This window comes from Spongiibacter sp. IMCC21906, assembly GCF_001010805.1.
GTDB lineage: Bacteria > Pseudomonadota > Gammaproteobacteria > Pseudomonadales > Spongiibacteraceae > Spongiibacter.
The window spans coordinates 1,524,791-1,546,202 of sequence record NZ_CP011477.1 but is presented as its reverse complement, the minus strand read 5'-3'; the positions used below and the strand labels follow the sequence as shown (position 1 = coordinate 1,546,202).

Genomic DNA, 21,412 nt, shown 5'->3' with positions numbered 1-21,412 from the left:
CGATAGCGCCTATGGGCTCATTACCAACCCATAACCTCTTTTACAAAAGGAATCGTCAAGCGGCGCTTTTCCACCAAACTGGTTTGATCCAGACGGTCCAGCACCGCCAGCAAGCTGGAAAACTCCCGATGACAGCGGGCATAAATATACTCAGCCAAGCTATCTGACACATCCATGCCGCGAAGCTTTGACCGCAGCTGAAAGGCTTTCACTCTTTCAGTCTCGCTTAAATCAGGCAGCCTAAAAAAGGCAAAGCTTTGCAATCGTGATCGCAAATCAGCTAGGCCCAAGGGCATATCGGCCAAAGATGTGTGGGAAGACACCAGCAGTGATGTTTTAGTCATCAGCAAACGGTTGTACAAATTAAATAGCGCTAGTTCCCAATCAGCATTGCCCACGACACTATCTACGTCATCCAAGCAAATCAGATCAGACTCTTCTAAAGCTTCAAAAACCGTCTCGGGGTCATAATCCAACAGCTCTTTAATAGGAAGGTAACGGCTGATCTTTTGCTGTTGCTCTGCCAACAGGCAACTGGCTTGCAGCAAATGGCTTAAACCAGAAAAGCCCGACAAAAAAAGGAATTTATCGCCACCACCTTCCGCCTGAAGACGCAGAGAATTAAGGGCAAGCTGATGATTTTGACCACCGTAAAAGTTGTCAAAGCTGGCGTCAATATCGAGACGAAAGGAAAACGGGATTTGCTGTTTATTCATTATCAGAAAGATATTCTACCGGCTCAGGCTCCGACTCTGCGTACCACTCACTAGCGCGGTAATACTCGTGCAAATGAGACACCATGACTTTAATAACTGCGGCAACGGGCAAGGCTAACAAAACCCCCAAAAAGCCAAATAACTGTCCACCTGCCATAATCGCAAAAATAACCATAACCGGGTGTAAGCCAATTTTATCGCCGACCAGTGTCGGCGTCAGAAACAGACTCTCCAGCAACTGGCCCACACCAAAAACAGCGGCCACACCCAGCAAAGGAAGCAGGCTATCAAACTGAAAAAATGCAGCCAATCCCGCTGCAACTATGCCAAAAATAAACCCTAAATAAGGCACGATACTGGCCAAGCCAGCGGCAAGACCAAGTACCAACGCCAAGTCTAAACCCAGCATCCACAAGCCTACGGTGTAAACCGCTCCGAGACAGCACATCACCATTAACTGGCCAAGGGCAAACGCCCCGAGGATTTCGTCGCACTCTTTGGCAATAGACACTGTGCGGCGTTCAATACGACGAGGAAGCAACACCCTCAGTTTTTCAATCAAGACATCCCAATCCCGCAACAAATAAAATGTGACGACTGGCACAAGAGTTATATTCGCAAGCCATGTCAACACGGCCATGCTAGAACCCGATACTTTTTGCCAAAGATAGACAAAAACACCACCGGCAGCATCCCAGTTTTCACTGATGACTTTTTTTGCAGAATCAACCGTGTTGCTCTGCTCAGGAAGATCCAAATATGCTCGAGCAGCAGGCAACCCTGTATGCTGCACCCAGACAAAAGCATCATTAAGCCGCTGCACCAAAAGCTGAGTCTGCTCCAATAACAGTGGCAACGTTATCAACAGCAAAATTGCCCCTAGCAGGGTAAAAACAAAAAACACCAATACCACTGCAGCACTGCGCCCCATGCCCCGCTCTTCTAAGCGATCTGCAATCGGGTCCCCCAAATAAGCCAACACCGCACTCACGACAAAGGGCATGAGCACTGGCGACAACAAATGGAACAGTAACGCCAAAAAGAGAAGGGCTAAAAGACACCAGAATGCCTGGAGCTGACGATTCACTAATACGCCCGCCAGTGATAAAAACTACGGATGGGCATGTTGGCAACCTCAGTCACAACTCGGGGAGATTGATCGAGGCTTTGGAGTTGCTTATCTAAAGACAGGAAGCGATCGACTTTTTCCATATCGCCGTTTAACACCAATTCCACTACCAGAGCACTCTCGGACACCCACACTGTATTGGCATGTTCAATGACCGAAAGGTTTTCAAGATAGGTGACCAATCCAGCATAACCGTGAAAATCACTAATACCATCGACATAAATTAATGTACTTTCATTGCTGGTTCCGGCAACCACACTAAAATTTCGGGCCTGAGTATCGGCAATACGATCCACCACCGCTGCGACCGCCTCTTGCCCCCCCATGCCATCACTATCCAGACGAAGTTCTTGCTGACCCTGTACTAAATTCCAACTCGCCACCCATTGGCCATTAGAGAGCTCAGAGGCCCGGCCCACCAGCACATAAGGCGCACCATAACGGCTTGACGCCTGCTTAACCAAGTCCATCTGCATTTGCCAAACATCAGCAACCGACAAATTACCGGTATCAACCAAGTCCAGCAGAGGAAACTGCAGCGACACGCCTCGGCGTTGAGCTTCTGTTTGCAAAGCCTCATACAATGCGCCCGGCGTGTCACCGCTGACAAACTGTCGCCCCGATGCCGTATCTTCTACCAACCACACCAAGACACTAGGACGGTTACTTGACCAAATCGGCAAACCCGCAGATTGAAGTAAACCGTTGACCTGACGAGGCGAAAAACTCATCAGCAAAGCCAACTGATCCTCATCCTCGGCAGAATTGTCATTAATATAGCGATACTGGGTCAACAACGGTTCAGCATTTGCGAGTGCCTGGGCAACAACACTATTATCACGTACGTTTCTTTGGCCAGAAACCCGCACCAAAACACGTTCAAGCGCCTCAGCCGCACCCCGACGTAACGTTTGAGCCGATTGAGTATCTACCAGCAAACGCTCTTCATAAAGATTCTGTATCATGGCCGCTTGGGCCACACCAGAAACCAGGCAGACCATGGCCACGGACACCGCCCAGCTTACCCATTGCCTCTTCAAGATTTTGCTCCCACTCTCTAAATCGACCGACATTGTAGCAAGGCTGTCAAAGCTGCGTCGCCAATGCTGGAAATAAGTCACCATATTGCTGCTGAATTCCCCCGCCAATCAAGCTAAAATGTCGTCCTCAACAAGGACAGCCAAAAATTATGACCGACAGCAGTAAACCCAGCCTTAATTATAAAGACGCCGGTGTCGATATCGACGCAGGTGAAGCCTTGGTAGATCGCATTAAAGATGTGGCCAAGCGCACCCGGCGTCCCGAGGTCATGTCAGGCCTCGGCGGTTTTGGCGCGTTGTGCCAAATACCCACAGGTTACAAAGAACCCGTGCTTGTTTCTGGAACCGACGGCGTCGGCACCAAATTGAAGCTCGCCATGGAAACCGGCTTGCATGACACCATTGGCATCGACCTCGTTGCCATGTGCGTCAACGACCTGCTGGTAACCGGCGCCGAGCCCCTGTTCTTTCTGGACTATTACGCTACCGGCACTCTCAACGTTGACATCGCCGCTAGAGTTGTCACCGGTATTGGCGAAGGCTGCGAACAGTCTGGTTGCGCCTTAGTGGGTGGCGAAACGGCTGAAATGCCGGGCATGTATGAAGGTGAAGACTACGACCTGGCAGGCTTCTGCGTAGGCGTTGTCGAGAAGTCCGAAATTATCGACGGCAACTCCGTAAGAATTGGCGATAAGCTGATTGGCATCGGCTCTTCCGGCCCCCACTCCAACGGCTATTCACTGATTCGCAAAGTGATAGAACACAGTGGCGCCAGCCTCGACGAGCCTTTTGCCGATAGTACCCTAGGCGAAACACTGCTGGCACCGACACGTATTTATGTAAAACAAGTACTGCGCCTGATCAAGCAATATCAAATCAATGCCCTCGCCCACATCACCGGCGGCGGCCTGATCGAGAATGTTCCCCGCGTGCTGCCCCGCAACACCAAAGCGGTGATTGACGTGAGCACGTGGGAGCGTCCCGCGATTTTTGACTGGCTGCAGCAACAAGGCAACATCGAAGATACCGAAATGTTCCGCACCTTTAACTGCGGCGTCGGCATGGTCATGGCGGTTGCCGAAAACCAAGCCGACGATATCGTCGATATGCTCCACTCTCAAGGCGAAGATGCCTTTATTATCGGCCATATTGCCGCCGCCAATGAAGACGACAACAAAGTTCAGCTAGAAGGCCTGTAAAGGCAATGTCCTGCAAGCTAGTAGTGCTGATTTCAGGCAGCGGCTCAAACCTGCAAGCGTTTATTGACGCAATAGCAGAAGGCCGCTTGCCCAACTGCGAAATTGCCGCCGTCATCAGCAACAAACCTCAGGCATTCGGCCTAGAGCGCGCTCAAGCAGCTGGCATTACTGCAGACTGTGTTGATCATCGGGATTTTGCCAGCCGAGAAACCTTTGATCGCGCTTTACAGGCAAAAATTGATCAATATCACGCAGACCTCGTTATCCTCGCGGGCTTTATGCGTATATTAACGCCAGACTTTGTATTGCACTTTAAGGGGCGCCTGCTCAATATCCACCCCTCGCTTCTCCCCAAATACCCCGGCTTACACACCCATCAGCGCGCACTGGATGCCGGTGACAAAGAAGCCGGAGCCACCGTGCACTTCGTCACCGAAGAGCTGGATGGCGGGCCACCCATCATTCATGCAAAAATACCAATAAATGAAGGCGATACCGCCGCAACACTGGCGCATAACGTATTGTCCAAAGAGCATACAATCTACCCATTGGCAGCCCGCTGGCTGGCCGAAGGACGATTGAAACTTGAAGGCAAAAAGGCGGTGCTAGATGATAAAACTCTTCCCGAAAACGGCTTGCATTACCAAGAAGACTAAATTACTCGCATTCAGTCTTTGTGCGCTATTGTTCTGCACGGTCACCCAAGCCGAGATGACAAGCGAATCTCTGCTCAAGCCTTACCAAGCCAAATATCGCATTACTCAAAATAACCTGAGTGCAGATGCGTCGCGCAAGCTTGCCAAAGTCGGCCCCCACTGGCGCCTTTCGCAAACTGCCAGCAAATGGTTTATCACCATTGGCGAAGAAAGTTTGATTGAAGTGACCGAGAACCAAAACCTTCGCCCTCTACAATATCGCTATGAAAACAGCCTGAGTAGCAAACGCGATCAGCGCATCGTATTTGATTGGGAGGCGAACAAAGCCAGCGATGAAACCTACCGCAAACCTTATACATTGCCATTAAAAGAAGACTACTCCGACCAGCTTAGCGCCCAGCTTCAGTTACGACAGCAGTTACTCAACGGTCAAGCCCAGGACAGACGCTGGCAACAAACCATTGTTAAAAACGGTAAGATCAAAACCTATCAAATTGAAAAGCTCACAGAAGAAACCATCGACACCGAGCTTGGTCCGATAGACACCGTAAAACTTCGTCGCAAACGCGAAGGCAGCAGCGCAGAAACCTTTATCTGGCTGGCAAAAGAGTGGAACTACATGATTGTGAAATTAGTGCAGACCGAAGACGATGACAGTCTTTCTCTTGAACTGATTTCGGCAACGATTGACGGCAGCCCAATGCGGGCTGCCCGATAAAAGTCAATTAGGTTTTAGGCAGGGTCACACCGCGCTGGCCCTGATACTTGCCACCCCGATCTTTATAGCTCACTTCGCAAATTTCATCTGACTCAAAAAACAGCATTTGTGCCACGCCTTCATTGGCGTAAATTTTTGCTGGTAAGGTTGTCGTGTTGGAAAACTCCAGTGTTACATGTCCTTCCCACTCGGGTTCTAACGGCGTCACGTTGACGATAATACCGCAGCGAGCATAAGTGGATTTACCCAAACATATCGTCAGCACACTGCGAGGAATGCGGAAATACTCGACCGTTCTGGCAAGGGCAAAGGAATTGGGCGGAATAATACAATAATCACCAGTAATGCTGACAAAGCTCTTATCATCAAAGGCCTTCGGATCAACCGTCGCCGAATACGTATTGGTAAATACCCGAAACTCATTGGCACAGCGCACGTCGTAGCCATAACTTGAGGTGCCATAAGAAATAATTTTGCCACTGTCGTTTTCTCGGACCTGGCCGGGCTCAAAAGGCTCAATCATGCCCTCTTGCTCAGCCATTCGGCGAATCCATTTATCTGCTTTGATACTCATTTATTTTCCTCAAATAGCCAATTGGCCTGCACTACTTGCCGCGCCAATGACACTACCAATACCTGTTAAATCCACTCTTTAACTGACCCGCTGCCTTTGCAAAAACAATCAGTCCAATTTAATCATCGCTAATATTAATATTGGGGAATGCCGCCGCACTGGCGGACCGCTGACGCTCGGCTAAGGTTGCCGCCATCGCCAGGGCCGCTTGCCGGTAACTTGCCGCCGCCTCACCTGCAGCATCCGCCACCATCACGGGCTGACCACAATCCGCTTGCTCGCGAATTTGCATCGACAGCGGCAGCGAACCCAGCATCTTTACACCGTAATCAGCCGCAATACTCTGGCCGCCACCCTCGCCAAAGATATGCTCGTGATGCCCACACTGACTGCAAATATGCACAGCCATGTTTTCAATCACCCCCAGCACCGGCACCGACACTTTCTGAAACATCTCAATACCCTTACGGGCATCCAGCAGCGCAATATCTTGCGGCGTCGTAACGACAACCGAGCCTGATATCGGCACCTTTTGAGACAGAGTTAAATGAATATCACCCGTACCCGGCGGCATATCAATCAGCAGATAATCCAGATCTTGCCAATACGTCTGATAAAGCAGCTGCTGAAGCGCACCGGTGGCCATCGGCCCACGCCAGACCATCGGCGTTTTATCCGTTACCAAGTAAGCCATCGACATGGTTTGAAGCCCGTGCGCTTCTACTGGCAGTAGATAGTGGGTGCCATACTGTTTTGGTCGAACGCCCTCAGCAACTCCCAGCAGCATCTGCAAACTCGGCCCGTAAATATCGGCATCTAAAATACCCACTTTGGCGCCTTCTGCAGCCAAAGCCAGGGCCAGATTAACCGTCGTGGTTGACTTGCCAACCCCACCCTTACCTGATGCTACCGCAATAATATTGCGGACATTCTCCATATTTTGCAGATTTTGCTGGGGCGCATACGCCATAATCTGCCAGCTAACATTGGCCACGGCATGATTAACACCCGGCACAGCTTGCACCGCATCAACAACGGCTTGCTGGAATAGCTGTTGACGGCTTTTAGCCGCAAACCCCAACACAACAGAGACTGACACATCACCGCCAGAACACTGAATGTCAGCAATATCGGCCACCGCCGACAAAGGCAAACTCAAACCAGGCAATATAAACCCTTGCAGACTTTGGCGGACTGCGCCTTCCAGCTCAGCAGACATGAATACTCCGTTGGGAATTGGATAATAAACGAACCCGCGAGTATACGCGCCAGATGCCAGCCAAACAACGCGCCAGAAGGTGCAGAAGCACGCCAAAAACGCTATAGTATCGCGCCTCGAAACTTAGCCAGCCCGCGTATAGCGCGCTGCCTTAACCCTATCGAAATTCGCTTTTAGCAAACAAGGATTATCATGTCGCGGAAGATTCTGGTCACCAGCGCCCTGCCCTATGCCAACGGCCCCCTTCATTTGGGGCACTTGCTGGAATCGATTCAAACCGATATCTGGGTTCGCTACCAGAAATTGCGTGGCAACGACTGCGCTTATCTCTGCGCTGATGATGCCCACGGCACCGCGATTATGCTCACCGCAGAAAAACTCGGCATCACTCCAGAAGAACAAATTGCCCGGGTCAAAGCCGAACACGAGCGGGACTTGGCGGGCTTTTTAGTTCAGTTCGATAATTATTACTCCACCCATTCCCCTGAAAACCGGGAATTATCTGAGCTGATTTATAATCGCTTAGATGCCAACGGTCATATCGAGCGCCGGGACATTACCCAGCTGTTTGATCCCGAACGGGAATTGTTTCTGGCCGACCGCTACATCAAAGGCAGCTGCCCAAAATGTAAAGCCGAAGATCAGTACGGCGATAACTGCGAAGCCTGTGGTGCCACTTACACCCCCGCCGAACTCATCAACCCCCGGTCGGCGATTTCCGGCGCTACGCCCATCGAGAAAGAATCGACCCACTACTTTTTCAAACTGGCCGAATTCACCGAGATGCTCCGCAGCTGGACCCGCAGCGACAGCCTGCAGCCGCAAATTGCCAACAAACTCAATGAATGGCTCGATGCCGGATTACACAGCTGGGATATTTCCCGAGACGCCCCCTATTTTGGATTTGAAATTCCCAACGCTCCCGGCAAATATTTTTATGTTTGGCTAGACGCGCCCATCGGTTACATGGCCAGCTGCGCCAACTGGTGCGCAAAAACCGACCGCAACTTTGACGATTACTGGGGCAAAGACTCCAGCGCCGAGCTCTATCACTTTATCGGTAAAGACATCATCAATTTCCATGGTCTGTTTTGGCCCGCGATGCTCGACAGCGCAGGTTTCCGCCAACCCACCGCGATTTATGCCCACGGCTTTCTCACCGTCAACGGCAAGAAGATGTCCAAATCACGGGGCACCTTTATTAAGGCAGAAACCTACCTCCAGCACCTGCCCGCTGAATATCTGCGCTACTACTTTGCTGCCAAGCTCTCTGGCGCCGTCGATGATATCGACCTGAATCTTGAAGATTTCACCAAGCGCGTCAATTCCGACCTGGTGGGCAAGCTGGTGAATATCGCCAGTCGTAGCGCCAAATTTGTCCACAAAGGCAATGATGGCAAAACCAGTTCGGCATTAGATAACCCCGCGCTATGGGAAGAAACCATTGCACTCAGCGACACCCTTGCCGGTTATTTTGAAAACCGCGAATACGGCAAAGCCGTTCGGGAGATCATGTCCCAGGCCGATGCCTGCAACGAATACTTTGATCAGCGCGAACCCTGGAAACTGGCCAAGCAGGAAGGTGGCGCCGCAGAAGCTGCCGCCGTAGCCTCACAATGTCTGAATATATTCCGCGTATTGGTCACCTACCTGACACCTGTGCTGCCCGAACTCAGCAAACAAGCGGCGGCCTTTTTGAATTGCGATATCGCGTGGTCGGGCAGTTTCAAACCGCTGCTCAATCATCCTATCACGCCATTTAAAGCCATGATTTCACGGGTGGATCCCGATAAAGTGGCCGCCATGGTTGACGCCAGCGCTGCCAGCACACCGGCACCGAATGCCCAAATTGAAAATGCAAAAGCGCCAGCAAAAAACGCCACCAAGAAAAAAGAAGACAGCGGGATTGCCGACACCATTGAGTTCCCGGATTTTGCCAAGGTTGATTTACGCGTCGCCGAAATCATCGCCGCCAATGCCGTAGAGGGCGCAGACAAACTGCTGCAGCTAACCCTCAGCTTAGGCGAACTCGGTGAGCGCAATGTTTTTGCCGGAATAAAAAGTGCGTACCAAGCCGAGGAGCTAGTGGGTAAGATGACCGTGATGGTCGCTAACCTATCCCCCCGTAAAATGCGCTTTGGTGTATCTGAAGGCATGGTTTTAGCGGCAGGCCCCGGCGGTGGCGATATTTGGTTGCTCAGCCCCGACAGTGGCGCCAAACCCGGCATGAAGATCCAGTAGCCAAACAAAAAATTACTTATACTATTTCGCTGCGCCAGAGGGCATTTTAGCGCAGCGGGGAGAGACAAGACGGTGTTAGCCGATTATTCAATATTGCTGGTCAGCGCGATACTGGTAAACAACTTTGTGTTGGTCCAGTTTTTGGGCTTATGCCCGTTTATGGGGGTTTCCAACAAATTGGAAACTGCTATTGGCATGTCCAGCGCCACCACTTTTGTGCTTACACTGGCATCCATCTGCAGCTGGCTCACCTACCAATGGTTGCTGGTGCCGTTAGGTTTAGAATACCTCCGCACCATCAGCTTTATTTTGGTGATCGCTGTCGTCGTGCAATTCACCGAAATGGTGGTACGCAAAACCAGTCCGCTGCTCTACAAAGTGCTGGGCGTGTTCCTACCGCTGATTACCACCAACTGTGCGGTACTGGGTGTCGCCTTGCTCAACATAAATAAAGACCACAGTTTTTCTGAAGCGGCCTTATATGGCTTTGGCGCCGCGGCAGGTTTTTCGATGGTACTGGTGTTATTTGCCGCCATGCGCGAACGCTTGGCGGTTGCCGATGTACCCACTCCCTTTAAAGGCGCCGCGTTGGGTATGATCACCGCCGGCCTCATGTCCCTGGCCTTTATGGGCTTTGCGGGTCTGGTTTAGGGGAACAGCATGATTGAGATGATTTCCCAAAACCCACTCTTTGCCTCGCTATTGGCCCTGGTCAGTCTAGGCTTGGTATTTGGCGCCCTGCTAGGTTATGCCTCGGTCAAATTCAAAACCGAAGGCGACCCGATCGCCGATCAGGTAGAAGAACTTCTGCCCCAAACCCAGTGCGGTCAGTGTGGCTATCCCGGTTGCCGCCCCTACGCCGAAGCCATCGCCAATGGCGACGATATCAATAAATGCCCTCCCGGCGGCGAAGCCACCATTAGCTCCCTCGCCGACTTACTGGGTGTCGAAGCCAAACCGCTGGATGCCGCAGAAGAATCGGTGCCGTCGGTAGCATATATCCGTGAAGACGAATGCATAGGCTGCACTAAATGCATTCAGGCTTGTCCGGTCGACGCCATCCTTGGTTCGGCAAAACATATGCACACCGTTATCGCCAGCGAATGCACCGGCTGCGATCTGTGCGTCGACCCTTGTCCCGTAGACTGTATCGATATGCTGCCCATCGAAACCACCTTGCAAAGCTGGCACTGGGATAAACCCGTTCCCGGCAAGGATATGATTGCCTCAGACCGATCCAATGAACGTTCGAGTGGAGCGGCAGCATGAGAAAAATTTGGGATATTCACGGCGGCATCCATCCACCAGAAAACAAACATCAGTCTTTAACCGCGCCCATCCGCGCTGCGGGCATTCCACCCCAATTGATTTTGCCACTGGCCCAGCATATCGGTGCGCCGGCAAGCCCAGTGGTCAAGGTGGGCGACAAGGTGCTAAAAGGCCAGCTGATTGCCGAGGCAAAGGGTTTTGTCAGCGCGCCGGTTCACGCGTCAAGTTCTGGCATCGTGGCGGCGATAGAAAACCGTGTAATCCCCCATCCATCTGGCATGACCGCCCCCTGTATTGTTATCGACACCGACGGTAATGATGAATGGTTTAAACTTGAGGCGACTCAGGATTATCGACAGCTCGACAAAACCGCGTTGCTTAATAAAATTCGTAATGCAGGCATTGCAGGCATGGGGGGCGCCGGTTTTCCTTCTGCGGTCAAACTCACCACCCGGGACGAAAAACCCATTGAGACCTTGATCTTAAATGGCACCGAGTGCGAACCCTACATCACCGCCGATGATGCCTTAATGCAAGAGCGCGCCGAGCAAATTATTGCCGGTGCAGAAATCCTGCGCCATTTGGTACAACCCGCCAAAGAAACCCTCATTGGGGTAGAAGACAATAAGCCCGATGGCATCGCCGCCCTGCAAAAAGCGGCAGAGGGCACCGATATTGAAATCGTCGTGTTTCCAACGAAATACCCTTCCGGTGGCGAAAAACAGCTGATTGAAATCCTCACCGGCAAAGAAGTGCCCAGTAGCGGGCTTCCTGCGGATATCGGCGTGGTCTGCCAGAATATCGGCACCGCGGTGGCCATCCACCGGGCCATTGAATTTGGTGAGCCACTGATCTCTCGTATCACCACTGTCACCGGCGAAGCCTGTGAGCAGCAGTGCAATTATGACACCCTCCTCGGTACGCCCATACAATACCTGCTCGACAAAAGCGGCTTTCAGGCAGAGCACTGCATACGCTTAATTATGGGTGGCCCTATGATGGGTTACACCCTGCTAGACCCTTCTGTACCCATCGTCAAAACGTCTAACTGTGTATTGGCCCCCACAGCTAAAGAATTGCCGCCACCACCACCGGCTCAAGCCTGTATTCGTTGTGGCATGTGCTCCGAGGCCTGCCCGGTATCATTGCTACCCCAACAAATGTATTGGTTTGCTCGGGCCCAAGAACACGACAAGCTCGAAGCCCACAATCTATTCGACTGCATAGAATGCGGCGCCTGTTCCTATGTCTGCCCCAGTAATATTCCACTGGTGCAATACTACCGGGCATCCAAGGGTGAAATCCGCCAAGCCCAGCAAGATAAAATTAAAGCCGAGCGCAGCAAAGAACGCTTTGAAGCCAGACAAATTCGTATCGAGCGGGAAGCCGCCGCAAAAGAAGCCAAGCGCAAAGCGCGTTTAGAAGCCGCCAAACAAAAAACCGCGAGCGCAACAACGTCTGATAGTAAAGGCGATGTGATTCAAGCTGCAATTGAGCGCAGCAAAGCCAAAAAAGCCCAAAGCCAAACTCAGGCTCAGGATGCCGATCCCGCCAAAGCAGCTATTGCCAGAGCACAGGCCGCCCGTTCTGGTGAGTCATCACCAGAATCAGCAGAAGACAAAACCGCTCGCCTCGAAAAACACATCGCCAGCGCAGAAAAACGTCTAGCAGCCGCAAAAGAAAAACTCGCCTTAGCCCAGGAACAAGGCGACGATAACGCCGAGGCCTTTGCCAAAGCGGTGGCAAATACCGAAAAGAAATTACAAAACGCCCAGCAAGAATTACAGGCCCATCAAACTGACAAGTCTGCCTCAGCAACACCTGAAGAAAATGAAGATCCAGCTCAAGCGGCTATTCAACGGGCTTTAGCCAAGCGCGCCGGCAACACCGAAGAAGAAAGTCCAGAGCAGAAAACCCAACGCTTGGAAAAACTCATTGCCAGCAGCGAGAAAAAACTCGCCGCAGCGGAAACAAAACTGGCGCAGGCCAAACAACAAGGCGATGACAACGCCGCTGCATTTCAGACTGCAGTCGAGAAAACGGCTGCCAAACTAGAAGCCGCACGGCAAGAATTAGCCGAACACCAAAGCACCCAAGCCAAGCCCGATACTGCGGAAAAACCTCAAGAAATAGCAGACGACCCGGCTCAAGCGGCCATTAAACGCGCCATGGCCGCGCGCGAGTCCCAAGCCAATCTCAGTCCTGCAGATAAGCTTAAGCAAACGGTCGAGTCATTAGAAAAGCGTATAGCCAAGAGTCGAGAAAAGCTCAATGCCGCCCAGCAAAACAACGACGACAACGCCGCCATATTAGAAGATGCCTTAAAGAAAATGGAAACTAAGCTAGCCGACGCCAAACAACAACTGGCCGAGCAGGACGCCTGAGGTGAGACGATAAGATGCCGTTAATGAAAGTCAGCTCACCCCACGCCCACGGCCCCATGAGCACGCCCAAAGTCATGCGCTTAGTCTTGCTGGCGACCGTGCCCGGCTTGTTCACCCTGACCTGGTTTTTTGGTTTTGGCACATTAATCAACGTTCTGTGGGCCAGCTTATCGGCACTGGGTTTTGAAGCCCTTGCATTAAAGCTACGTAAACGACCCATTGGCTTTTATCTCAATGACGGCAGTGCCTTGGTCACGGCTTTTTTGCTGGGCATTGCCCTGCCCCCCGCCTCGCCATTGTGGATGATTATTGTCGGCACTGGCTTTGCCATTCTCATCGCCAAACAGCTGTATGGCGGCATGGGGTATAACCCCTTTAACCCGGCCATGGCCGCCTATGTCTTTTTGCTAATTTCTTTCCCGGTGGCCATGACCACATGGCTTGCCCCGCAGGGTATTAGTGGCGAATTACTAGGGCCCCTAGACGCCTTACTTCGTAGCTTGGGCATGTTCAACGGCAATATTGATGGCCTTACCGCAGCGACACCACTAGATGTTCTTAAACAAAACAACAGTTTGATACTGAGCGACCTTTGGGCTCAAACACCCCAATTTGGTCGTTGGGCGGGCATTGGCTGGGAGTGGGTTAACGGCGCATTTCTGGCAGGCGGCTTATACCTGATGTACCGTCGGGTCTTTACGTGGCATGCCCCCATTAGCATGTTACTTGCCCTTAGCCTGATGTCCCTGTTGTTCTTTGATGGCGGCAGCTCCGCCTCGGGTGGCTCCCCCCTGTTTCATCTATTTAGTGGTGCCACCATGTTTGGGGCCTTCTTTATTGTCACCGATCCGGTCAGTTCCGCCGTGTCTAACAAAGGCCGGATTATCTATGGCGCGCTGATCGGGGTACTGATTTATTTGATCCGCCATTGGGGAAATTACCCCGACGCGGTAGCCTTCGCCGTATTGCTAATGAATTTTGCCGCACCGTTTATTGATCACTACACCCAACCCAGAACCTATGGTCACAAAAGTAAAAAGGCCACCGGAGGGGATCAATAATGTTGGGGAAATCGATTAGTAAAAACAGCATTTTACTGGCCCTGTTCGCCGTGGTAACCACTGCCGTCATCGCCAGCACCTACTTAGGCACCCGAGAAAAAATCCGCGACAACATCCGCCATGCCGAAGCCAAAGCCTTGTTGGCCATCATTCCCGAAGACCGTCACGACAACGACATGCTCGACAATGCCCGCTTCATTTCAGATCAAGAGTTTTTGGGGCTGAGAGAAGCCAAGCGATATTACCAAGCCAAACAGCAGAACAAGGTCGTGGCGGTGATTCTTCCCGCGACCGCCAGAGATGGCTATACCGGCGATATTGATCTGATTGTGGGAATTAACCGCGACGGCAGCGTTGCCGGTGTGCGGGTATTATCCCACCGTGAAACGCCAGGCTTGGGCGATCAGGTCGATTACCAAAAAAGCCAGTGGGTAGACGGCTTTGCAAATAAATCCCTTGGCAATCCAACTGAGTCTCGCTGGACAGTAAAAAAAGACGGCGGTGTGTTTGATCAGTTTACCGGCGCCACAATTACCCCTAGAGCCGTCAGCCACAGTGTTTACCGGGCGTTGAAATACTTTGAAGCTAACCGGCAAACGCTTCTCGACTTAGCCCCGACATCAGGAGCAAACACATGAGTGACATCAGTTATCGCGAAATATCACTCAACGGACTATGGAAAAACAACCCCGCCATTGTCCAGCTGCTCGGACTATGCCCGCTGTTAGCCGTCACCGGTTCAGTGATCAATGCCATCGGCATGGGACTCGCGACCATGATGGTCCTGGTGATCTCCAATAGCTGCGTATCAATGATCCGTCACTTTGCCACCGACGCCATTCGGCTTCCCGCCTTTGTGATGATTATTGCCGCCGCGGTTACCTGTATCGAGCTATTGATGCAGGCCTTTGCCTATGAGCTGTTCACTATTCTGGGTATTTTTCTGCCGCTGATTACCACCAACTGCGCCATTCTCGGCCGAGCCGATGCCTTTGCCTGCAAAAACAAACTACTGCCCTCCGCTGCTGATGGTTTTTTAATGGGCCTGGGCTTTGCCGCCGTCTTGATTGCACTGGGAGCCATGCGCGAAATTATTGGCACTGGCGCTATTTTCGCCAATATGGACCTGCTATTTGGTGAGGGTGCAAAACAGTGGAAGATCGTATTGTTTGAAGACTACACCTCGGTTCTCGTTGCCGTATTACCACCTGGGGCCTTTATTTTTACCGGCTTAATCATCGCCTTAAAAAATATTATCGACGCCCAAATAGAAAAACGTCAGGCGGCCAAACTCAGCGATCACCCCAAGGAAAGTCGCCGGGTAAGGGTAACCGGCAATGTTGGCTAAGCAACAAAAGCCAATTTGCCATATCCTGTTCGCCACCATATAATTCGCAAGGTTACCAATTTCCCCCCAATTCGGAGAGCATCTGCAATGAACCAGGTCGTTATCGTCGACAATATTAGAACAGGTCTCGCCAAATCCTTTCGCGGCACTTTTAACCTGACACGTGCCGACGACATGGTGGCGCACTGTATTGATTCACTGCTCGAAAGAAACCCAAAGCTCGACCCCGCATTGGTCGACGATGTTGTTGTCGGCTCTGCCCGTCAGACGGGTGAGCAATCAGCTAACCTGGCTCGCTACGCCGTGGCGTTATCAAACCTAACGGTAGCAACCTCGGGGCTAACCATTAGTCGTGCCTGCTCATCTGGCCTAAATGCCATTGCCATTGCCGCCCAGCACATTGCCAGCGGCGCAGGTGATATTTGCATTGCCGGTGGCGTAGAATCCATTACTGGCTTAGAACGAGGCACATCCGAATTTGAAGAAAACCCCCGTCTGGTCAACGATCTGCCCCAGTTTCTAATGCCCATGGGCCTCACTGCCGAGATTGTCGCGGAACGTTACAACGTCACTCGTGAACAACAAGACGCCTACGCCCTACAAAGCCAACAGCGTTACGCTGCCGCCGTAGAAGCAGGCCTCGTCGCAGATGAAATCGCGCCGATGACCGTAAACTGGCTAAAAGAAGACCGCAAGGCCGGCACTAAAGAAACCCTGCAGGGCACTGTAGACAAAGACGAATGCAACCGTCCTCAAACCACACTAGACGCATTGGCTGGTTTGAAACCAGTATTTAACGAAGAGACAGGCACGATCACCGCCGGTAATGCGTCCCAACTGTCTGACGGCGCGTCGATGACACTGCTGATGACCGAGAAAAAAGCCATTGAATTGGGCCTGACACCCAAGGCATATTTCCGCGGCTTTACGGTAGCAGGCTGTGAGCCCGATGAAATGGGCATAGGCCCCGTCTTTGCCATTCCCAAGCTTCTGAAAATGAACGGCCTGAGCATGGCTGACATTGACCTGGTAGAACTGAACGAAGCCTTCGCTTCCCAGTGTCTATACTGCCGTGATGCTTTGGAAATCGACAACGATATCTATAACGTCAACGGTGGCGCTATTGCCATTGGCCATCCCTACGGCATGACAGGTTCACGGATGACGGGGGTAGTGATTCGGGAACTGCAACGCCGCAATAAAAAATACGGTATTGTTTCCATGTGTATCGGCAAGGGCATGGGCGCGGCTGGGCTATTTGAAGCTTGCTGATAACCATCAAAACAAGCTAGATCTGCAAAGGGGCTCTTATGGCTCCTTTTTTATACCCTTCCGTCCTGAAATGGATTTATCCATACGGCTTATGAGGGCATGCACAAGGAGAGAGCGCAATTAAAAAAGGCTTGCGGAAGCAAGCCTTTTGGAGAATGCCACTGGTGGGTTTAACTCACGCTAGTGCGCGCTTGAAGCGAGTTGTTTAGAAAGGTATTCCTTGGTTTTACGCTTTTGGTAAGCCATTGCTGAACCAGCCACATTTCCGCTTTTACCCGTTTCAAGCCACGTCTTAATACGACCGGCATCACCCACCGGGCTGCGTTTACCGTACGAATCCAGCATTACCATCAGCACGGGGCGTTTATTGGCCGTGGTTTTCATCACCAAACAACGTCCAGCCTCATTCAAGTATCCGGTCTTGCTCACATCCACATCCCAGCGGTTATAACGCACAAGCACATTGGTATTGACGTAAGCCAGTCGATAACGAGGACGGGAAAAATTAGCGGTATGCACAGAGGTCGTACTGAAACGGCGGATTTCAGAATACTTTGATGCCGCGCCAAGCATCAGCGATAAATCAGCTGCGGTAGACACGTTATTGGTAGACAAGCCACTGCTGTCCACAAAGCGAGTATTACGCATTCCCAATGCTTTTGCTTTAGCATTCATTGCTTTGACAAATGCCGGGGTGCCGCCGGGGTAGCTTCTGGCAAGTGCCGCTGCGGCCAAATTCTCAGAAGACATTAACGCCAGTTGAAGTGTTTCCCCTCGTGAGATCTCAGACCCCATACGAATCCGTGAAAAATAGTTATTAATAGCTTTGCGATCATCTTGGTTAAAGCGAATTTTTTCCCGCAACGACTGCTTACCGTCCAAAACTACCATTGCGGTCATGACCTTTGTCAGTGAGGCAATAGGCATAACGATAGACGGATTACGTTGAAACAATACTTCGCCGGTATTGGCATCGATTGCCATCGCACTGACCGAAGCCAATTTAAGGCTAGAGAAATCTGCTTTTTTACTGTCAGCACTGGTTTGTAATGAGATAGCAAGTAATGAAAAACTCAAAAAAACCAAAGACATTATTTTTTTCATAATAAAACCTGTTATTGGCAACGTCCGGCTGCACGCATGTATAAATTTGGCCTGTTTATGATCGTGGCTCCATATAACTATGGCCACATTACCATCACTGGTCCTCATCCTTAAGCCGCAAGCTATCCAAAATTTGCTCCACCACCGAGATATCCATATCTTTATCGTCTTCCGCGCAGGAATAACTAATTAGCAAAATATGACCACCGCCAAGCAAAAACCATTCCCGAATAAAGTCGCCATCTTCAAGGGTATCAAACACCCACCCCCGCCAATCCTCGGCTATTTGGCAAACTTTTCCGTCGGATTCCCGGTAGGCGATCTCATTGAGTAAAGCTTTAAGGTCACCCTCGTCGGCAGCCGTGCCAGACTCCGATTCCAAGGTCGATAAACTGATACAACCCAGCTCATCTTGATCAAACACCAGGATCGTGTCGTCATCTTGCTCACTGCCCCACTCATCGGGCAATACGAGAAACCACCAATCTGTTTCTATTTCACGCAAAATGTGAACTACCTCTCATTTATTTCAGTATTCTAAGGGCAAATTTACCGACATTAGCATCGCGTCTTCACGACCTGTTCCCAGCGGATAATAATTTTTACGAAGACCGTCTTCCCCAAAACCCAAGCGCTTATATAAACGCCGAGCCGCGAGATTTGAAACCCTAACTTCTAAGATACAGCGCGCAGGGCCAAATTGTTGCATCCATTCTAAGCCTTGCTCCAGCAAAGCCTGTCCGTAACCACGGCCTTTCTGATTATCGGCAACAACAATATTCAATAAACTCAACTCATCAAAAACCAAGCTATAGGCACTGACGGCGAGCAAGTGGCTATCTAAGCACAGTCCCAAACAATGGTCATCTCTCAAGCTGCGTGCCCAATGAGATTCCCCCCACGGATGTGGTGAGTCGGCATCAATGGCAATGCAATCTTGCAAGTGAGCCCGATTCAACTCTAGCAGCGTCATGACTGGGCTGCAGTCCGAAGCGCCTGCCACAAGGCCGCTTTGGCATTGCCGTCACTCATCAGTTCCTCAAGGCTTGCTGATTTTATTATTTTCAGCCCCTCTGTTGTGAGCATCGCCTCGTCCAAATAGGGCTGTAAGGTATCGCCAAAAATGACGATTTTATTCAGTTTCTGTCGTTCTGAGCGCGCGAGTACATTGGCACTCAATGCATCTTTTGCCGCCGCTTCCCCCCGGGGTAAACTGCGGCCCTGACTCACCGGCCATTGAAAACGTCCAGCTTGTAATGCGGGGTCCCGTCCCTCTAAGGCAAATGTAGAATACGCTTGGGCAATATTCGCAACCAAGCGCTTTTGGGCACCAGAAAGATTGCCCGAGGCAATAAACAGGATACCAAGATCACTGAGCACCAACTCTGCGGTAAAACGAGGTTCTGTAATGACTTCGTCCTTAACAGGACGAGGCGGAACAGGCTTTTTAGCCGCAAACTCCACTTCAATTTTGGGTGCACGGGCAGCGGGACTGGCCGGTGATGGCGGAGCCGTTTGAGGCTCTTGCGCTGCTACCGACTCAACAACCATTGCCGACATGTCAGCAACAAATGTTTCGCAACGCGGTGACGCCAAAGCATTTGGCAACACAAAGCGAGGAACATAGTGATTTATGCCCATCGCCTGAAGATAGGCTTGGCGGCGTTGTTCATGCATATGTTCGTATTCCAAAATCGCCCGACACCTTACTGACCTTTGCTAAACCCGCAGAAAACCGCATTATGCCTGAACTGCTCATCTTTAGCGCGACCAATCCCGTAAAAGACCCTAACCTCCATGCCACGGGAACTTGGCAAGGAAAATACGTCAAATGCAGCACGAGTTTGTAGTACTTGGCAAAATTGCCACTAGCGTGCAGATTTCAAGCATGGACAATGGGTTTATGATAATGCTTGGTTGCTGGCCCCAAATATTCAAAATTTGACACCACCGATATGGAGTGATCGCCCCCATTATGCGAGGCATATTATTAATCGCGTCGTTACTATTTTGCATCCTAAGCCCTATGACGCAGGCCGATGAACAGACGCCCAAATCCATCGAAGAATCACCCGGTGGCGAGGAAAAAAAGGCTGCCGATAAAAGAGACAGCGAGTTGTTTACGCCTAATCAAAAAAAATCGGCGCAGCTTCATACCGAGTTTGAACAAGATAGCCAGACCACTCCCGACATCGCCATTACCTTACTTGGGCAAGACATTTTACGGGGACGTTTTGAGCGGCTTTACTGGACAGCAGGTCAAGCTGTGGCTGGCCTGGCCATGCCGACCCCCGTCCTGGTCGCGGCCGGGGTTGAGGCCGGTCCTACTCTCTGTCTTACTGCCGCCGTTCACGGTGACGAACTCAATGGTGTAGAAACGATTCGTCGGGTCATGTTCAGCTTGGAAAGCGATCAACTAAAGGGCATCGTCATTGGTGTTCCTATTGTGAATATGCATGGTTTTCGTCGCAGCTCACGATACCTGCCAGACCGCCGGGATCTCAACCGCTACTTTCCCGGCGACCCAAAAGGCAGCTCTGCCGGGCGGATTGCCCATAGCTTTTTTAATGAAATTATCGCCCACTGCGATCGCTTGATTGATATCCATACCGGCTCATTCCACCGCACCAACCTCACCCAACTCCGCTCTGATCTGGGTAAAGAAAGCGTAAAAGAATTCAGCAAAATGTTTCATGACGTGACGGTACTGGACGGTGCCGGCGCCACCGGCACATTGCGTAAAGCCTCTGTGGACGCTGGTATCCCTGCCGTGACCCTGGAAGCAGGCGAACCACTACGGCTGCAACTACGGGAAGTGACCCAAAGTGTTAATGGTATTCGGGCCGTAATGCATCATATGAATATGATCAATGACAAGCCCCAGCGCTCTCCCAAGCAAAATGTTTATTACAAATCCACTTGGCTCCGGGCCGACCAAAGCGGCGTTTTTCTCACCGAAGCTAAATTGGGCCAGAAAGTCAAAAAAGGCGACATTCTCGGCAACGTCACCGACCCCATTACCAACCGCAGCTCGGTTATACGTAGCAATGTGGATGGTCAAATTATTGGTATTGCCCTCAACCAAATGGTGATGCCCGGCTTTGCTGCATACCATGTTGGTATCAACACCGACGAGCGTCAGATCGCAGCAGAAAAAGTGGCGGACTCCGTCGTCGCCGAAGCACTAGAACCAGTAGCAGAAGAACTTAAAGAAGCCGCCAGAGAAGCCGCCCAATCTGCCGCCAAACAGACCAATGACCCTAAAGAGGTTAATGCCGCCGTTCGCAAAGCAGTGAAAGCCGCAGCCCAAAGTACCCCGAAGATAGTTGAAGATAAAGCTGACGCTGCGGAAAAAAACAGTGCCTCAAATGATCAGACTGGGACAAGCGACGACGAGGCCGGTAGTGACGACAACACCCTCAAACCTAACCCCAAAGCCGCCAAACCCATAGACGATGAATTATCCGAGCACCCTGAATAAG

Annotated in this window: 21 protein-coding genes; 12 read left to right on the top strand and 9 right to left on the bottom strand. The window is 51.3% G+C overall.

Going from position 1 to position 21,412, the window contains the following annotated elements; genetic code table 11:
• Nucleotides 1–20: 20 nt before the first annotated feature.
• Genes hda through IMCC21906_RS07055 form a run of 3 tightly spaced genes read right to left on the bottom strand, consistent with a single transcriptional unit; the run spans nt 21 to nt 2,885 of the window.
• On the bottom strand, nt 21–716 hold the full coding sequence (gene hda / locus IMCC21906_RS07065) for a DnaA regulatory inactivator Hda (RefSeq protein WP_047011580.1): 696 nt from the start codon (nt 714–716) through the stop codon (nt 21–23).
• Complete coding sequence (locus IMCC21906_RS07060) at nt 709–1,803, bottom strand: AI-2E family transporter (protein ID WP_047011579.1); 1,095 nt, start codon at nt 1,801–1,803, stop codon at nt 709–711. Before IMCC21906_RS07060 ends, hda begins: the two co-directional genes overlap by 8 nt.
• Nucleotides 1,803–2,885, bottom strand: coding sequence for a DUF2066 domain-containing protein (locus tag IMCC21906_RS07055; RefSeq protein WP_197085970.1), 1,083 nt, complete (start codon nt 2,883–2,885; stop codon nt 1,803–1,805). The genes IMCC21906_RS07060 and IMCC21906_RS07055 overlap by 1 nt, the downstream gene beginning before the upstream one ends.
• Nucleotides 2,886–3,034: 149 nt before the next feature.
• Here IMCC21906_RS07055 and purM point away from each other — a divergent pair, with 149 nt between their 5' ends.
• Genes purM through IMCC21906_RS07040 form a run of 3 tightly spaced genes read left to right on the top strand, consistent with a single transcriptional unit; the run spans nt 3,035 to nt 5,458 of the window.
• Nucleotides 3,035–4,084 (top strand): phosphoribosylformylglycinamidine cyclo-ligase, encoded by a 1,050-nt coding sequence (purM, locus tag IMCC21906_RS07050; protein ID WP_047011577.1) that lies wholly within the window; start codon nt 3,035–3,037, stop codon nt 4,082–4,084.
• A gap of 5 nt (nt 4,085–4,089) precedes the next feature.
• Nucleotides 4,090–4,740 carry a phosphoribosylglycinamide formyltransferase gene (purN, locus tag IMCC21906_RS07045; RefSeq protein ID WP_047011576.1) on the top strand — a complete coding sequence of 217 codons (651 nt, stop codon included), beginning with the start codon at nt 4,090–4,092 and terminating at the stop codon, nt 4,738–4,740.
• The gene (locus IMCC21906_RS07040; RefSeq protein ID WP_082117392.1) at nt 4,694–5,458 is read left to right on the top strand and encodes a DUF3108 domain-containing protein; all 765 of its coding nucleotides are present in this window, start codon (nt 4,694–4,696) and stop codon (nt 5,456–5,458) included. The genes purN and IMCC21906_RS07040 overlap by 47 nt, the downstream gene beginning before the upstream one ends.
• 7 nt (nt 5,459–5,465) lie before the next feature.
• Here the strand turns inward: IMCC21906_RS07040 and dcd are convergent, their stop codons facing one another.
• Both dcd and apbC read right to left on the bottom strand, forming a co-directional pair.
• On the bottom strand, nt 5,466–6,032 hold the full coding sequence (gene dcd, locus IMCC21906_RS07035) for a dCTP deaminase (protein ID WP_047011574.1): 567 nt from the start codon (nt 6,030–6,032) through the stop codon (nt 5,466–5,468).
• Nucleotides 6,033–6,150: 118 nt separating this feature from the next.
• Complete coding sequence (apbC, locus tag IMCC21906_RS07030) at nt 6,151–7,251, bottom strand: iron-sulfur cluster carrier protein ApbC (RefSeq protein WP_047011573.1); 1,101 nt, start codon at nt 7,249–7,251, stop codon at nt 6,151–6,153.
• A gap of 192 nt (nt 7,252–7,443) precedes the next feature.
• On the opposite strand from apbC, the gene metG reads away from it, so the two are divergent.
• The 8 genes from metG (at nt 7,444) to IMCC21906_RS06990 (ending at nt 16,826) form a co-directional block, all read left to right on the top strand.
• Entirely contained in the window at nt 7,444–9,492 is a 2,049-nt protein-coding gene (gene metG / locus IMCC21906_RS07025) for a methionine--tRNA ligase (protein WP_047011572.1), read from the top strand.
• Between the two features lie 72 nt (nt 9,493–9,564).
• The gene (gene rsxA, locus IMCC21906_RS07020; protein ID WP_047011571.1) at nt 9,565–10,143 is read left to right on the top strand and encodes an electron transport complex subunit RsxA; all 579 of its coding nucleotides are present in this window, start codon (nt 9,565–9,567) and stop codon (nt 10,141–10,143) included.
• Between the two features lie 9 nt (nt 10,144–10,152).
• A complete protein-coding gene (rsxB, locus tag IMCC21906_RS07015; RefSeq protein ID WP_047011570.1) occupies nt 10,153–10,761 on the top strand; it encodes an electron transport complex subunit RsxB in 609 nt (202 codons plus the stop codon).
• Nucleotides 10,758–13,145 (top strand): electron transport complex subunit RsxC, encoded by a 2,388-nt coding sequence (gene rsxC / locus IMCC21906_RS07010; protein ID WP_047011569.1) that lies wholly within the window; start codon nt 10,758–10,760, stop codon nt 13,143–13,145. The genes rsxB and rsxC overlap by 4 nt, the downstream gene beginning before the upstream one ends.
• Nucleotides 13,146–13,159: 14 nt before the next feature.
• On the top strand, nt 13,160–14,206 hold the full coding sequence (gene rsxD, locus IMCC21906_RS07005) for an electron transport complex subunit RsxD (protein WP_047011568.1): 1,047 nt from the start codon (nt 13,160–13,162) through the stop codon (nt 14,204–14,206).
• Nucleotides 14,206–14,844 (top strand): electron transport complex subunit RsxG, encoded by a 639-nt coding sequence (gene rsxG, locus IMCC21906_RS07000; protein WP_047011567.1) that lies wholly within the window; start codon nt 14,206–14,208, stop codon nt 14,842–14,844. The genes rsxD and rsxG overlap by 1 nt, the downstream gene beginning before the upstream one ends.
• Nucleotides 14,841–15,554 carry an electron transport complex subunit E gene (locus IMCC21906_RS06995; RefSeq protein WP_047011566.1) on the top strand — a complete coding sequence of 238 codons (714 nt, stop codon included), beginning with the start codon at nt 14,841–14,843 and terminating at the stop codon, nt 15,552–15,554. Before rsxG ends, IMCC21906_RS06995 begins: the two co-directional genes overlap by 4 nt.
• Nucleotides 15,555–15,641: 87 nt before the next feature.
• Entirely contained in the window at nt 15,642–16,826 is a 1,185-nt protein-coding gene (locus IMCC21906_RS06990) for a thiolase family protein (RefSeq protein ID WP_047011565.1), read from the top strand.
• Between the two features lie 180 nt (nt 16,827–17,006).
• Here the strand turns inward: IMCC21906_RS06990 and pbpG are convergent, their stop codons facing one another.
• The 4 genes from pbpG to IMCC21906_RS06970 form a co-directional block, all read right to left on the bottom strand.
• On the bottom strand, nt 17,007–17,918 hold the full coding sequence (gene pbpG / locus IMCC21906_RS06985; protein ID WP_197085969.1) for a D-alanyl-D-alanine endopeptidase: 912 nt from the start codon (nt 17,916–17,918) through the stop codon (nt 17,007–17,009).
• Nucleotides 17,919–18,024: 106 nt separating this feature from the next.
• The gene (locus tag IMCC21906_RS06980; protein WP_047011564.1) at nt 18,025–18,435 is read right to left on the bottom strand and encodes a hypothetical protein; all 411 of its coding nucleotides are present in this window, start codon (nt 18,433–18,435) and stop codon (nt 18,025–18,027) included.
• 24 nt (nt 18,436–18,459) lie between these two features.
• A complete protein-coding gene (gene rimI / locus IMCC21906_RS06975) occupies nt 18,460–18,903 on the bottom strand; it encodes a ribosomal protein S18-alanine N-acetyltransferase (RefSeq protein WP_047011563.1) in 444 nt (147 codons plus the stop codon).
• Nucleotides 18,900–19,607 (bottom strand): hypothetical protein, encoded by a 708-nt coding sequence (locus IMCC21906_RS06970; protein WP_047011562.1) that lies wholly within the window; start codon nt 19,605–19,607, stop codon nt 18,900–18,902. Before IMCC21906_RS06970 ends, rimI begins: the two co-directional genes overlap by 4 nt.
• Nucleotides 19,608–19,956: 349 nt before the next feature.
• Here IMCC21906_RS06970 and IMCC21906_RS06965 point away from each other — a divergent pair, with 349 nt between their 5' ends.
• Nucleotides 19,957–21,411, top strand: a complete 1,455-nt coding sequence (locus tag IMCC21906_RS06965) for a succinylglutamate desuccinylase/aspartoacylase family protein (protein ID WP_156166012.1) — start codon at nt 19,957–19,959, stop codon at nt 21,409–21,411.
• The last annotated feature ends 1 nt before the right edge of the window (nt 21,412 follow it).

What these genes read in the sequence shown, in the direction of transcription:
- IMCC21906_RS06995 (WP_047011566.1), top strand. Translation starts at nt 14,841, where the DNA reads ATGAGTGACATCAGTTATCGCGAAATATCACTCAACGGACTATGGAAA.
- purN (WP_047011576.1), top strand. Translation starts at nt 4,090, where the DNA reads ATGTCCTGCAAGCTAGTAGTGCTGATTTCAGGCAGCGGCTCAAACCTG.
- IMCC21906_RS06990 (WP_047011565.1), top strand. Translation starts at nt 15,642, where the DNA reads ATGAACCAGGTCGTTATCGTCGACAATATTAGAACAGGTCTCGCCAAA.
- apbC (WP_047011573.1), bottom strand. Translation starts at nt 7,251, where the DNA reads ATGTCTGCTGAGCTGGAAGGCGCAGTCCGCCAAAGTCTGCAAGGGTTT.
- purM (WP_047011577.1), top strand. Translation starts at nt 3,035, where the DNA reads ATGACCGACAGCAGTAAACCCAGCCTTAATTATAAAGACGCCGGTGTC.
- pbpG (WP_197085969.1), bottom strand. Translation starts at nt 17,918, where the DNA reads ATGTCTTTGGTTTTTTTGAGTTTTTCATTACTTGCTATCTCATTACAA.
- rimI (WP_047011563.1), bottom strand. Translation starts at nt 18,903, where the DNA reads ATGACGCTGCTAGAGTTGAATCGGGCTCACTTGCAAGATTGCATTGCC.
- rsxD (WP_047011568.1), top strand. Translation starts at nt 13,160, where the DNA reads ATGCCGTTAATGAAAGTCAGCTCACCCCACGCCCACGGCCCCATGAGC.
- dcd (WP_047011574.1), bottom strand. Translation starts at nt 6,032, where the DNA reads ATGAGTATCAAAGCAGATAAATGGATTCGCCGAATGGCTGAGCAAGAG.
- hda (WP_047011580.1), bottom strand. Translation starts at nt 716, where the DNA reads ATGAATAAACAGCAAATCCCGTTTTCCTTTCGTCTCGATATTGACGCC.
- rsxB (WP_047011570.1), top strand. Translation starts at nt 10,153, where the DNA reads ATGATTGAGATGATTTCCCAAAACCCACTCTTTGCCTCGCTATTGGCC.
- rsxC (WP_047011569.1), top strand. Translation starts at nt 10,758, where the DNA reads ATGAGAAAAATTTGGGATATTCACGGCGGCATCCATCCACCAGAAAAC.
- IMCC21906_RS06970 (WP_047011562.1), bottom strand. Translation starts at nt 19,607, where the DNA reads ATGCATGAACAACGCCGCCAAGCCTATCTTCAGGCGATGGGCATAAAT.
- IMCC21906_RS06965 (WP_156166012.1), top strand. Translation starts at nt 19,957, where the DNA reads ATGACGCAGGCCGATGAACAGACGCCCAAATCCATCGAAGAATCACCC.
- IMCC21906_RS07040 (WP_082117392.1), top strand. Translation starts at nt 4,694, where the DNA reads ATGATAAAACTCTTCCCGAAAACGGCTTGCATTACCAAGAAGACTAAA.
- rsxG (WP_047011567.1), top strand. Translation starts at nt 14,206, where the DNA reads ATGTTGGGGAAATCGATTAGTAAAAACAGCATTTTACTGGCCCTGTTC.
- metG (WP_047011572.1), top strand. Translation starts at nt 7,444, where the DNA reads ATGTCGCGGAAGATTCTGGTCACCAGCGCCCTGCCCTATGCCAACGGC.